General features: G+C 31.4%; 13 protein-coding genes and 1 pseudogene. All 14 read left to right on the top strand.

Going from position 1 to position 13,561, the window contains the following annotated elements; all coding sequences use genetic code 11:
* Window positions 1–50: 50 nt before the first annotated feature.
* The 14 genes and pseudogenes from DWX74_RS02175 (at window position 51) to DWX74_RS02115 (ending at window position 13,518) form a co-directional block, all read left to right on the top strand.
* Window positions 51–1,418: an MATE family efflux transporter gene (locus DWX74_RS02175; protein ID WP_118548493.1), complete on the top strand. Its 1,368-nt coding sequence runs from the start codon at window positions 51–53 to the stop codon at window positions 1,416–1,418.
* Window positions 1,419–1,561: 143 nt separating this feature from the next.
* Window positions 1,562–2,833: a 30S ribosomal protein S1 gene (locus DWX74_RS02170; RefSeq protein WP_118548492.1), complete on the top strand. Its 1,272-nt coding sequence runs from the start codon at window positions 1,562–1,564 to the stop codon at window positions 2,831–2,833.
* A 145-nt stretch (window positions 2,834–2,978) separates the two neighbouring features.
* Entirely contained in the window at window positions 2,979–3,698 is a 720-nt protein-coding gene (locus DWX74_RS02165; RefSeq protein ID WP_118548491.1) for a phosphatase, read from the top strand.
* Between the two features lie 32 nt (window positions 3,699–3,730).
* Window positions 3,731–4,471 (top strand): hypothetical protein, encoded by a 741-nt coding sequence (locus DWX74_RS02160; protein ID WP_118548490.1) that lies wholly within the window; start codon window positions 3,731–3,733, stop codon window positions 4,469–4,471.
* A gap of 19 nt (window positions 4,472–4,490) precedes the next feature.
* Window positions 4,491–5,027, top strand: coding sequence for a PaaI family thioesterase (locus DWX74_RS02155; RefSeq protein WP_118548489.1), 537 nt, complete (start codon window positions 4,491–4,493; stop codon window positions 5,025–5,027).
* Between the two features lie 11 nt (window positions 5,028–5,038).
* On the top strand, window positions 5,039–6,997 hold the full coding sequence (locus DWX74_RS02150; RefSeq protein WP_118548488.1) for a YgiQ family radical SAM protein: 1,959 nt from the start codon (window positions 5,039–5,041) through the stop codon (window positions 6,995–6,997).
* A gap of 39 nt (window positions 6,998–7,036) precedes the next feature.
* Window positions 7,037–7,522 (top strand): Cys-tRNA(Pro) deacylase, encoded by a 486-nt coding sequence (ybaK, locus tag DWX74_RS02145; protein ID WP_118548487.1) that lies wholly within the window; start codon window positions 7,037–7,039, stop codon window positions 7,520–7,522.
* 61 nt (window positions 7,523–7,583) lie between these two features.
* The gene (locus DWX74_RS02140; RefSeq protein ID WP_118548486.1) at window positions 7,584–8,423 is read left to right on the top strand and encodes a fumarate hydratase; all 840 of its coding nucleotides are present in this window, start codon (window positions 7,584–7,586) and stop codon (window positions 8,421–8,423) included.
* A 12-nt stretch (window positions 8,424–8,435) separates the two neighbouring features.
* Window positions 8,436–8,978 (top strand): annotated as a pseudogene (locus DWX74_RS11225) (Fe-S-containing hydro-lyase); the annotation flags it as partial.
* On the top strand, window positions 8,973–10,154 hold the full coding sequence (locus DWX74_RS02135) for an NAD(P)-dependent malic enzyme (RefSeq protein WP_286164149.1): 1,182 nt from the start codon (window positions 8,973–8,975) through the stop codon (window positions 10,152–10,154). The pseudogene DWX74_RS11225 and the gene DWX74_RS02135, both read left to right, overlap by 6 nt.
* Before the next feature lie 225 nt (window positions 10,155–10,379).
* On the top strand, window positions 10,380–11,219 hold the full coding sequence (locus DWX74_RS02130; protein WP_118548485.1) for a tRNA 2-thiocytidine biosynthesis TtcA family protein: 840 nt from the start codon (window positions 10,380–10,382) through the stop codon (window positions 11,217–11,219).
* A gap of 47 nt (window positions 11,220–11,266) precedes the next feature.
* Window positions 11,267–11,806 (top strand): 3'-5' exonuclease, encoded by a 540-nt coding sequence (locus DWX74_RS02125; RefSeq protein ID WP_118548484.1) that lies wholly within the window; start codon window positions 11,267–11,269, stop codon window positions 11,804–11,806.
* A gap of 41 nt (window positions 11,807–11,847) precedes the next feature.
* Window positions 11,848–13,062: a transglycosylase domain-containing protein gene (locus DWX74_RS02120; RefSeq protein ID WP_286164145.1), complete on the top strand. Its 1,215-nt coding sequence runs from the start codon at window positions 11,848–11,850 to the stop codon at window positions 13,060–13,062.
* 39 nt (window positions 13,063–13,101) lie between these two features.
* A complete protein-coding gene (locus tag DWX74_RS02115; protein ID WP_118548483.1) occupies window positions 13,102–13,518 on the top strand; it encodes a DUF3785 family protein in 417 nt (138 codons plus the stop codon).
* The last annotated feature ends 43 nt before the right edge of the window (window positions 13,519–13,561 follow it).

Below are 13,561 nucleotides of genomic sequence, written 5' to 3'. Positions count from 1 at the left end.
CAATAATATAAAAAATATAAGGTTATCTAAAAAAGGAGAAAGGTGAAAAAATGGCAACTGAAAACAATCAGAATGAATTAGAAAACGGCAGTGTCGGTAAATTGTTATTTAAATTAGCAGCACCAGCCATAGTTGCACAGCTTGTAAATGTTCTATACAACATAGTAGATAGAATGTTTATAGGAAGAATGGCAAATGGTGGAGTTGCAATGGCTGGGGTAGGACTTTCATTCCCAATTATAACATTAATAAGTGCATTTGCAGCTCTTATAGGTATGGGTGGTGGACCACTTGCAGCTATAAAAATGGGAGAAAAGGACAACGATGGAGCTGAAAAAATAATGGGTAACGCTGTTGCTGCATTAGTTTTATTAGCGGTTGTAATTACTTGCATATTCCAAATTTATAAAGAGCCTATATTATGGATGTTTGGAGCAAGTAATAATACTATATCTTATGCAGTTGACTACATACAAATATATCTAGCAGGAACTATATTTGTTATGATAGCTCTTGGATTAAACCCATTTATAACAACTCAGGGATTTGCAAAAACAGGTATGATAACTGTTGCAATAGGAGCTGTTCTTAACATAGTACTAGATCCAATATTAATATTTGGACTTGATATGGGAGTAAAAGGGGCAGCATTAGCTACAATAATATCTCAGGGAGTATCTGCAATATGGGTATTAGTATTCCTTGCTGGCAAAAAAACTATCCTTAGAATAAGAATGAAAAACGTTAGAATAAATCCTAAGATAGTAGGTGGAATGATGGCATTGGGTGTATCTCCATTTATAATGCAGTCTACAGAAAGTTTAGTTCTAATTTCTTTAAATACAAAACTACAGATGTACGGTGGAGATATAGCAGTAGCAGCTATGACAGTTATGAGTAGTATAATGCAGATGATAACACTACCAATACTTGGAATAACTCAGGGAGCACAGCCGATAACATCGTATAACTATGGTGCTAAAAACTTTGATAGGGTTAGAAAATCATTTAAACTTTGTCTAATAAGTTGTTTAGCATTTACACTAGTTGCAACATCAGCTTGTTTAATGTTCCCAGCATTTTTTGTAAAAATATTCAACTCAGATCCACAGTTAATAGAATTTACAAGTTGGGCTATGAGAATATACTTTGTAGGAATGTTAGTGTTTGGTATTCAGATAGCATGTCAGCAAACTTTCTTAGCACTTGGAAAAGCAAAAATATCATTAATATTGGCTATGCTTAGAAAAATAATACTTTTAATACCATTAATATTCATACTACCTACATTTATGAATGATAAATTATTTGCGGTATTATTAGCAGAGCCGATAGCGGATATATTAGCGGTAACATCAACTGCGATATGTTTCTATAATTTCTATAAAAAGAATTTAAGTGAAGGTAAAACTAAATAAATATTATATATTTTTACAATGTAAAATGTATTGATAAAAAATACAGATTAAAATGTAATAATATAACAAAAAATCAACAGAATGTAATAAAAAAATGGTATAATATTAAATATGAAAATTTTACTTGAAAGGGAGTTTCAAAAATGGCAGAATTAACTATGCAGGAAATGCTTGATCTTCAGGATCAGGAAATGAAAAAAATACAGATAGGTGCGACTATAACTGGAAAAGTAACATCAATAGATAACGAAGAAATAAAATTAGAATTAGAAAACTGTGCTGGATTTGAAGGATTAATACCAGTATCAGAATTAAATTTAGAAAAAGGAAAATACGCTGATGAAGTTTACAAAATCGGTGATGAAATAACTGGTGTTATAAACAGTGTTAGACAGAAAGATACAACTGTTACAATATCTAAATTAGCAGCTGATAAAAAAGTAGACTATGCTGAATTAAAAGAAGCTTTAGAAAATCAAACAATATTAACAGTAGAAGGAACAAAAGCAATAGATAGAGGTATATTTGCTACTTACAAAACTCAGGAATTATTCATACCAATATCTCAGTTAGATACTAAATTTGTTCAGGATACTAAAAACTATGTAGGAAAAACTTTAGAAGTATACGTTAAAGAACTTGATGCTAGAAGAAATAGAGCTGTAGCTTCAAGAAGAGAAGTGCTTCAGGAAAGATTAGACAAAGAAAGAGCAGAAAGAAATGCTAGAATAAAAGCAGAAAGAGAAGCAGAAAGAGCAAGAATAAGAGAAGAAAAAGCTGCAGAAAGAGCTAGAGTAAAAGCTGAAAAAGAAGCTATGTTTGATGCCCTTGAAGTTGGACAGAAAAAAGAAGGTAAAGTAACTAAAATAATGCAGTACGGAGCATTTGTTGATATCGGTGGAATAGAAGGTTTAGTTCACAGAAATAATCTTTCTTGGGACAGAGTAGAAAATGTAGAAGATTTCGTAACAGAAGGACAGGAAGTAGAAGTTTATGTTCTTAATATAGATCAGGAAAATAGAAAATTCGGTTTAGCATTAAAAGATATAAACAACGATCCTTGGAAAATAGCTTCTGAAGAAATATCTGTTGGAGATATAATAAATGTTGAAGTATTAAGAATAATAGAAAGTGGAGCATTTGTTAAAGTTAGAGAATCTGTAGAAGCTTACTTACCAATAAGCGAACTTAGTGAAGATAGAGTTCTTAAAGTTCAGAATGTAGTTAATGAAGGAGATGAAATAAAAGTTAAAGTAATCGAATTCAGCTACAAAAATAGAAGAATGAAAGTTTCTAAAGTAGAAGCTGAAAGAGAACCAGAAGAAGATATAAGTGAATATCTTGAAGTTGAAGACTCACTAGGAAGCCTTGGAGAATTATTCAAAGATAAATTCAAAGATTTAGATGTTGAATAATAATAAAATAAATAAAATTTACAATTTATAAAACTAAAAATAAATATTTAAATATGCAGGATTCTGCATTTGGAGAGATAATAAGGCTGCTTTGTATCCCGATACAGGATTAAGGCAGCCTTCTTTTATAGGAGGAAAATGATTTATGAAAAAAGCAATAATAGATATGCATACTCATACAGTTTTTGGTGGTCATGCATATAGCACAGTTAAAGAAAATATAGATGAAGCAAATGAAGTAGGTCTTAAATTTTTAGGTATATCTGAACATGGAATTAAAATGCCAGGCGGACCTCATGAATATTTCTTCCATAATTTAAAGGTAATACCTAGACAGGTTGGAAATGTGAAGATATTAAGAGGAATAGAGGCAAATATATTAGATTTTAATGGACGTATAGATATATCAGATTATGATTTAAAAAAATTAGATTATGCAATAGCAAGTCTACACAATCCTTGTATAGTTCCAGGAACTAAAGAAGAAAATACAAGAGCTCTTTTAAATGTTATGGACAATCCATTTGTAAAAATAATAGGGCATCCAGATGATGATAGATATCCAATAGACTACGAAGCAGTTGTAAAAAAAGCAGCTGAAAAAAATATTCTATTAGAAGTAAATAATACATCATTAAATCCAAATAGCTCTAGAAAAGGAGCGGATAAAAATTATGCAGAAATGTTTGAGTACTGTAAAAAATATAATGCAAAAGTTATATTTGGCTCAGATTCCCATATATGCTACTCAATTGGAAAATTTGATAACTGCGAGAAACTTATAAAAGAATTAGAATTCCCTGAAGAATTAGTTATAAGTTATTGGGAAGATCAGATTGTAGAATTTTTTGGAATAGACTTTTAGATAGTGATATTTAGTGGTGCAGGAGTGGAATAATGCTAGAGAAGGGTTTGAGGAAAATAGGAAAAGAAAAAGTATTTTCTATAATAATGCTTGTTACAGTAATGTTAAATATATTCTTTATAAGTAAAGAGTATATTTCTTATGAATCTTTTTCAATAGATGGAAAAATATATAGATATATGGGAACACAGGAAAATACATCAAAGATAAAATGTGAAGATGGGACAATTTATGAGCTAACTGAAACCAGAAAAATCGTGGATGAAATGGAAAATGAGGAGATGTACTTAACAGGGAGATATAATAGCGACTATGAATTAAAGAAAGATGGAAAACAAGTAGCTACATATATAAGTACAAATGATTCAAAGAATACAGTTGTTATGAAATTGTTTAATGGAAATAAGTTTGTAATGGATGCTAAACTACACAACGAACTTTTGAAATCTGCTGTATCTATTTCAAAGGAAAATGGAGAGCTAGAGTACAATTTCAAATACGATAGCAAGGTTCCATTTGAGTATAGATTTATAGAATCTGCTATAATGTACCATTCTAGAGAGATGAATATAATGAATACTCAAAATATAGTTATTATACCATTGGCTATGACTTTTATAGGTGTAATACTTTTTGTATATCCAGAGGAAATATTTAGACTTAAAAAGAAATTTAGTGAAGGTATAATAGAATACACTATTGTATTTATGATTAGAGTAATAGGAATTGTTTTTCTTGTTATGAGCCTTTCAATGAATGCAATTAGATTTTAATTAATGTGGAGATGATTTTTTGAAGTATAAAGTTTTAAAGAAACAGAATATAGGAAGAAAATGTATAGTATGTGGTAACCAGAATGATTTAGGATTAAAGTCTAGTTTTTATGAGCTAGAAAATGGAGAACTATTATGTGTATGTCATACATTAGATGAGCATCAGAGTTATCCTGGAAGAGTTCATGGTGGAATTTCTGCAGCTTTATTAGATGAAACTATAGGTAGAGCTGTTAGCATAGGAAATGAAGAAGTATGGGGAGTAACTGTTTCCCTAGAAATTAAATATAAAAAGCCAGTTCCAACAGATTCAAAGATTTATGTAATAGGAAGAATAGAAAAAGAAAATAGAAAATTGTTTGAAGGAACTGGAGAAATAATTCTTGAAACTGGAGAAATTGCAGCTACTGCTTATGGTAAGTATATGAAGATGGCTGTGGACAAAATTACAGATGGAAGCTTTTTCTGTGAAGAAGAATGGTTTGAAGATCCAGATGATGTTAAAGAGATAGAAATTCCGGATATTAAAGATAAAAAGAAACACGATAAAAAATAGGAGGTGATTTAGTGAAAAATAAGTTTTTACCTATATGCAGAGAGGATATGCTAGAAAGAGGGTGGGAAGAGGTAGACTTTGCACTTGTTACAGGTGATGCATATGTAGACCATCACAGCTTTGGAACAGCTATTATATCTAGGGTATTAGAAGATGCGGGGTACAAGATAGGTATAATATCTCAGCCAGATTGGAAAAAGAATGATGATTTTATGAAATTTGGCAGACCAAGACTTGGATTTTTAGTAAACTCAGGTAATATGGACTCTATGGTAAACCACTATTCTGTAAGTAAAAGGAGAAGAGATAAGGATTTATATTCTCCTGGTGGAAAAATGGGGAAAAGACCAGATAGAGCTGTTATAGTTTATTGTAATAAAATTAGAGAGATTTATGGAGATATTCCAGTTGTAATTGGTGGAATAGAAGCTAGTTTAAGAAGATTTTCTCACTATGACTATTGGAATGATAGAGTTAGAAATTCTATACTAGTAGATAGTGGAGCTGATTTATTAGTTTATGGAATGAGTGAAAAGCAGATAGTAGAGGTTGCAAACGCTTTAAATGATGGTTTTGATCCTAAATATATAAGACATATAAATGGGACTTGTTATTTAGCTGATTCATTAGATGAAATATACGGAGATTATGTTGTAATTCCTTCTCATGAGGAAACTGTTTCTGATAAGAAAAAATATGCAGAGGCATTTAAAGTTCAGTATGAAGAACAGGATCCTATGAGAGGAAAGATTATAGTTCAGCAGCACGGAGATAAATATCTAGTACAAAATGTTCCTGAAAAACCTCTTACTAGAGAAGAGCTAGATAGAGTGTATGACCTTCCGTACCAGAAGAATTATCATCCTATATACGAAAAAGACGGCGGAATTCCGGCTATAAATGAAGTTAAATTCAGTATTGTAAGTAATAGAGGTTGTTTTGGAAGTTGTTCATTCTGTGCTATAACATTCCATCAGGGAAGAATGATTCAGAGTAGAAGTAAAGAGTCTATAATAAGAGAAGCAAAAGAAATGACAAAAATGCCTGATTTCAAAGGTTATATTCACGATGTTGGTGGACCTACTGCAGACTTTAGAGAGCCTGCATGTAAGAAGCAGTTAAAACATGGTACTTGCAAACATAGACAGTGTTTATATCCATCACCATGTAAAAATCTTAATGCAGACCACAGCGACTATATAGACTTACTTAGAAAAGTTAGAAGTATTGAAGGTGTTAAAAAGGTATTTGTAAGATCTGGTATAAGATATGATTTCGTTATGGCAGAGAAAAATGATAAATTTTTAAATGAGCTTATAAAATATCATGTAAGTGGACAGCTAAAGGTTGCTCCAGAACATATATCTGAAAGAGTGTTAGATTATATGCAAAAACCAGCTGGAAAGACTTACAATAGTTTTAGAAAAAAATTCTTTGATATAAACGAAAAACTAGGATTAAAACAGTATTTAATACCGTATTTAATGTCTAGTCATCCAGGATGTGAATTAGATGATGCTATAGAATTGGCAGAGTTTTTAAGAGATACACACTACCAGCCAGAACAGGTACAGGATTTCTATCCTACACCGGGAACTCTTTCTACAGCAATGTACTATACAGGACTTAACCCAATAGATATGAAACCTGTGTATATTCCAAAAGATAGACATGAAAAGGCTATGCAGAGAGCACTTCTTCAGTTCTCGAATCCTAAAAATTACGATTTAGTGCATGAAGCACTTGTAAAGGCTAATAGAGAGGATTTAATTGGATATGGTAGAAATTGTCTGATAAAACCTAGAAAAGGTGATTGGAGTTACGAAGAAAGAGGAAACTCTGGAGGAAAAGGTAAAAATTCTAAAAGTGGAAAAAATTCATCAAGAAGAAACTCAAAAGATAATAGCTCGCGAAATAGTTCAAGAGGAAAATCAAGTAGAAATTCTAAATCTAGAAAGAAAAGAAGATAACTATATAGAAAAATTGAAGTACGATTGGGGGGATAGGATATGGCAAAGGCTAAAGCAGTAAAGACCAATGCTATGAGAATACTAGATTCTAATAAGATAGAGCATAAAGAGCTTACTTATCCTGTGGATAAAGATCATGTTGATGGCGTTACAGTTGCCCACAGTATAGGTAGAGATGAAAAAGAAGTATATAAAACTTTAGTTGCTCAAGGACATAGCAAAGAATTTTTTGTATTTGTTATACCAGTAGCAGAATCATTAGATATGAAAAAAGCAGCCAAAGCAGCTAAGGAAAAGAATATAGAAATGATTCATGTTAAGGACATAAACAAGGTTACTGGATATATAAGAGGAGGATGCTCTCCTATTGGTATGAAAAAACAGTACAAGACATTTGTAAATGATACAGCGCTAGAGCTTGAAACAATGATTGTCAGCGCAGGAAAGATTGGATATCAAGTAGAGCTTGCACCTAGAGATTTAGAAAAAGTTGTAGGATGTGAATTTGTAGATATTATAAAATAAAAAGCTAAAAAAATATAGAGATTATAGTTTACCAGCGTTAATTTCTGAAAGAAGGGATAAAATGAGAAAAATAAACTCAAGAGTTATAACAGATACCGTAAAGGATATGTGTATTGAGGCTGCTATATTTTTAGGAGACGATGTGAAAAATCGGATTAAAAAAAGTATAGAAACAGAAAAAAGTGAAACAGGTAAAAATATTTTAAATATTTTACTTGAAAATGCTGACAAAGCAGAGCAGAAAAATATTCCTATTTGCCAGGATACAGGTATGGCTGTATTTTTTGTTAAAGTGGGACAAGATGTAATAGTAGAAGGAGAAACATTGACAGAAGCTATAAATAGGGGTGTATCTGAAGGGTATACTGAAGGATATTTGAGAAAATCTGTAGTTTCTCCTATTGATAGAGTTAATACTAAAGATAATACCCCTGCTGTTATACATTACGATTTTATAAAGGGAGATAGGATAGAAATAGAATTTGCAGCAAAGGGATTTGGTAGCGAAAATATGAGTGCTCTTAAAATGTTAAAACCTTCTGATGGTATTGAGGGTATAAAGAAATTTGTTGTAGAAACAGTATCTCAAGCTGGTCCAAATCCATGCCCACCAACTGTTATTGGAGTTGGGATAGGTGGAACTATGGATAAATGTTGTGAAATAGCTAAAAAAGCTTTATTTAGAGAGTTAGGTCAGCATAATGAAGACGAAAGTATTGCGAAATTAGAAAAAGAAATACTAGAAGAGATAAATAATTTGGGAATAGGACCTCAGGGATTTGGAGGAAGTACAACTTCTCTAGGGGTAAATATAGAAACATATCCTACCCATATAGCTGGACTTCCAGTTGCGGTAAATGTAAATTGCCATGCATCAAGACATAAGAAGGCTATTATATAAGGGGGGATTAATATGAAAAAACTAATAATGCCGTTGACTACAGAAGATATTTTAGATTTAAAAGCAGGAGAAATGGTTGAATTAAGTGGAGTTATTTACACAGGAAGAGATGCGGCACATAAAAGATTTATAAATGCTATTGAAAATGGAGAAGAACTTCCATTTAATCCAGATGGACAAGGTATATACTATGTTGGTCCTACACCATCAAAACCAGGAGAAGTAATAGGCTCTGCAGGGCCTACTACTAGCTATAGAATGGATGACTTAACTGTGCCTCTACTTGAAAGAGGTTTAAAGGTTATGATTGGAAAAGGAAAAAGAGCTGATAAGGTAGTAGAAGCTATGAAAAAATACAAGGCAGTTTATCTAGCTGCTATCGGTGGTGCAGGAGCATATATATCTGATTCTATAAAAGAATGTGAAGTAATAGCATATGATGATTTAGGTGCAGAAGCAGTTAGAAAACTTAGAGTAGAAAATTTAAAGCTAACTGTGGCAATAGATTCTGAAGGAAATAATATCTATGAGGAAGGAAGAAAGAAATTTATGAAAAAAGATTTTTCAGCATTATCATTAGAATTACACGAAAAAAACAGGGGAAAAGTACAGATGTCTAGTAAGATATCTGTTAAAAATAGCGATGACTTATCTACAGCGTATACACCAGGTGTAGCAGCACCTTGCGTAAAAATACATGAAAATCCAGATGACGTATACAAATATACATTAAAAGGAAATATGGTTGCAATAGTTAGCGATGGTAGTGCAGTTTTAGGTCTAGGAGATATAGGAGCCTCTGCTGGAATACCTGTAATGGAAGGTAAGGCTATATTATTTAAGGAATTTGCTGGAGTTGAAGCATTTCCAATATGTTTAGATACTAATGATGTAGATGATATAGTTAGAACAGTTAAAAATATAGCACCTGTATTTGGAGGAATAAATTTAGAGGATATATCAGCTCCAAGATGTTTTGAAATAGAAAGAAGATTAAAAGAAGAACTAGATATACCAGTATTCCATGATGACCAACATGGTACTGCAATAGTCGTATCTGCAGCGATTATAAATGCAACTAAGTTAATAGAAGGCAAAAATGTAGAAGATCTAGAAGTTGTTATAAATGGGGCAGGTTCTGCTGGAATAGCAATAGCAAAAATGCTTTTAAATATGAATGTAAAAAATGTAATACTTTGTGATAGATTCGGTGCTATAACAGAGGATTATGAGGGAATAAATGAAGCTCAGCTTGAAATGGCTAGAGTCACAAATAAAAATAAAGAAAAAGGTCTATTAAAAGATGTTATAAAAGGTAAGGATGTTTTTGTAGGTGTTTCTAGACCAGGAATGCTTACAAAAGAAATGGTTCAGACTATGGGAGATAAGCCTATTATAATGGCTATGGCAAATCCTACACCTGAAATAATGCCTGATGAGGCTAAAGAAGGTGGAGCATTTATAGTTGGAACAGGAAGATCAGACTTCCCTAACCAGATAAACAATGTACTTGCATTCCCAGGAATATTCAGAGGTGCATTAGATGTAAGAGCAACAGATATAAATGAAGAAATGAAGGTTGCAGCTGCATATGCAATAGCAAATTCTGTATCAGATAGTGAATTAAGTACAGAAAATATATTACCTATGGCATTTGATAAGAATGTAGCTAAAAACGTAGCTGAAGCTGTAAAAAATGCTGCTATAGAATCTGGAGTAGTAAAAAAATAATTTAATAAATAAATTTACAACTTTGTAACTATGCCAATCGTATGATAAATTAATCAAACGATTGGCATTTTTTATTAAAAAATTGTAATAATATTAAAGAATTTCTAAAGAAAATATTACAATTTTCTTCTAGATTATGAAATTTGATAGAAGTGATAACTAAATGATTTATTTTGTGGTATTATAGTATAATGAAGATTTTCATAGAAAGTTGAGGACAAGAGTATGACGGCAACTGACAATATACAAGTCAGACCACTTGAAGATATAGAAAGATGCATTGTAAAAAGATATAAAAAGCATATATGGTCAAAGTTTTTAAAGGCTATAAATGATTATAAATTAATAAGTGATGGAGATAGAATTGCTGTAGCGATATCTGGTGGAAAAGATAGTTTGCTAATGGCAAAGATGTTTCAAGAGCTTAAAAAATATTCAAATATAGATTTTGAGTTAGTATTTTTAGCTATGGATCCCGGATATAGAGATGATATAAGGGTTAAGCTTGAAGAACTTTGCAAGTATTTAAATATTCCTGTTGAAATATTTGAATCTGGTATTTTTAGAATAACTGATGAAATAGCTAGAGATAATCCTTGTTATATGTGCGCAAGAATGAGAAGAGGTGCTTTATACAATAAGGCTGAGGAGCTTGGATGTAATAAATTAGCACTGGGACATCATTATGATGATGTTATTGAAACAACTATGATGAATATTTTATGTTCTGGAAACTTTAAGACTATGCTTCCAAAGATAAAGTCATCAAAGAGTGGAGAAATGCAAATTATAAGACCTCTTTATTATATTAGGGAAGAATATATAAAGAGATTTGTTAGATATACAGGGATAGAGCCTTTAGATTGCGCATGTACTGTGACATCTAAAAAAGCTGGAAATAAGAGATATGAGATAAAAGAATTGATATCAAGTCTTTCAGAGAACTTCGATAATGTTGAAAAATCTATTTTTAAAGCAGCTCAAAATGTAAAGATTGACTCTGTTTTAGGATGGGAAAAAGATGGAGTAAAACACAGCTTTATGGAAGAATTTGAAGAGATTTAACGATAAAAGATTGTTTTATAGTTATAAATTATTAGTGAGGTGATATTATGGAGCAGATTAGCCTTTTTGGAAATGACGAGGTATTTATAGTAGTCGACCTTGAAACAACAGGTCTTAATCCATTTGAAGGAAATGAAATTATAGAGATAGGTATTACTGAGATAAGAAATGGAAAAATAGTTAGAAGTTATAGTAGATTTGTTAAACCAGAACAGGAAATACCGCCATTTATAACAGAGCTTACAGGTATTTCTAATGAAATGGTTGCAAATGAAGATACTATAGAACAGGTACTTCCTAGATTTAGAAAGTTTATAGGAAGTAATACAATAATTGCACATAATGCAAAATTTGATATTAAGTTTTTAAATTACTATCTAAATAAGCTAGGTCTTGAGGAAATTAAAGATTATATATGTACTTTAGAATTATTAAAGAAAGTTAGCTCTTATGGAGGAAAGAATAAAAAATTAGCTACAGCATGCGAATATTACGGTATAGAAAATAAAAATGCACATAGAGCAAGTAGTGATACTCAGGCAACTGCTGAGCTTTTCTTAAAGATAAGAGATAAAGTTGACAAGTAATATAGATTAATTTTGGGGTTGATATATTAGGAGGAAATTTAATGTTCAACAACAGCAATGAGAATAAGGTAAGAAGAAGGAATGTGTCTTCTAGTGGAGGGAGTTCCTCTAATAGAATAAGAAGACCAGATAATTCTTACGATGAAGAAAGATTAAGAGAAAATACCAAATCAAAGCCATTATTTGAAAGAACGGCTAATGATGATTTTAAAAGAGGAAATACTGGTAGATCTGCACTTTCTAGAAAAAATGGAGAGAGATTGCAGCCTAGAAGTAACCGAGGACAAAATAATAGGGAAAATCTTAATAATAAAGAAAAAGAATATGATTATAGTATGCTTCCTTCTGAAAGAAAGAAGAGAGCTAGAGAGAACGCTAATGTTTCTAATTCTAGAATGGATGATAGTAGAAATTCTGTTTCTGATGATGTTAAATTCAACTATGGTGCTAGAGAAAAAGAGAGAGAATCAAGTCGAGATAGAGAAATCATCAAAAAGACTAGAAAAAGTAGTAAGAATAAGAAGAATAAGAAAAATGAAATAAAAAGTAAAGTATTCTACTATGTGAGTAGAATAGTAGCAATGCTTCTTGTTTTATGTATTGTGGCAGGGACTTGTGGTATAGGATATGCTAAGTATGTTACAAAAGATATGCCTGAAGTTACTGCAAAAATGGTACATGAGAAGTATATTTCGTCTAAAGAGGTACCTATAAAAGATATGCCTAAGAACCTGAGAAATGCAATAGTGGCTATTGAAGATGAGAGATTCTATAAACACGATGGTGTTGATAAAAAGGCACTTGCAAGGTCGCTTATTCATAACATATTGACTGATTCAAGACAGGGTGGAAGTACTATAGAAATGCAGCTTTCAAAAAACTTATTGACTAGTTCAGAGGTTTCGATAAAGAGAAAGATAATGGATATGTACAATGCTGTCGGAATGAATAGGGTTATGAAAAAAGATGAAATTTTGGAAGCATATTTAAATAATATCTATTTTGGACAAAATGCATATGGTGTTGCTGCAGGTGCAGAGTTGTACTTTGGAAAGAATGTAAAGGATTTAGATTTAGCAGAATCGGCTATGTTAGTAGGTATTACAAATAATCCTAAGATTTATAGTAATTATAGTGCAGCTAAGACTAGACAGAAGATTATTCTTAAAAAGATGTATGAGCTTGGATATATAAAAGAGGCTCAATACAAAGAGGCGGTTGCTGAAATGGTTCATTTTAGAAGTGAAATAGAATAAATTTTATAAAATTTTTTGAGATATTTTTTGGAGGTTATTATGGAATATAAATTTAATTGTGATGGTAGAGAATATGTTTTGGACTCTGAAAAATGTAGTGAATTTTTCAATGATGAGGAAAAAGAAGTAAGTGGATTTTCTGTTGAAGAAGCTATGAGATTAGTTTCTGAAGCTGAAGATGTAGAATTTGCAAAAGAGTATTATCAAGAAGCTTGCCCTGATTGTATGGCAGGTGTTAAAGAAAAACAGAAATTCTTTGCTTTTTATGAATATCATTTCTATATTTTCACTAAAGATGGAAAATATGTTATAAGTGATATAGATAAAGAATATAAAGGAAACTCTTTCAATAAGCTTAGTAGAGCAGGAAAAGTTGATGATAGCTACATAGTTAGCATAATAGTGTGTGCTGAATGTGGAGAATATATAGTTCAGGTTGAAAACTGTGAAGTATAATAATTTAATATTTTAGTATTCAATAAATTATAGTGTATGAGAG

The organism is Peptoclostridium sp. AF21-18 (assembly GCF_003478825.1).
Lineage (GTDB): Bacteria > Bacillota > Clostridia > Peptostreptococcales > Peptostreptococcaceae > Peptacetobacter.
This window is presented reverse-complemented; position numbering and strand designations above follow the sequence as displayed.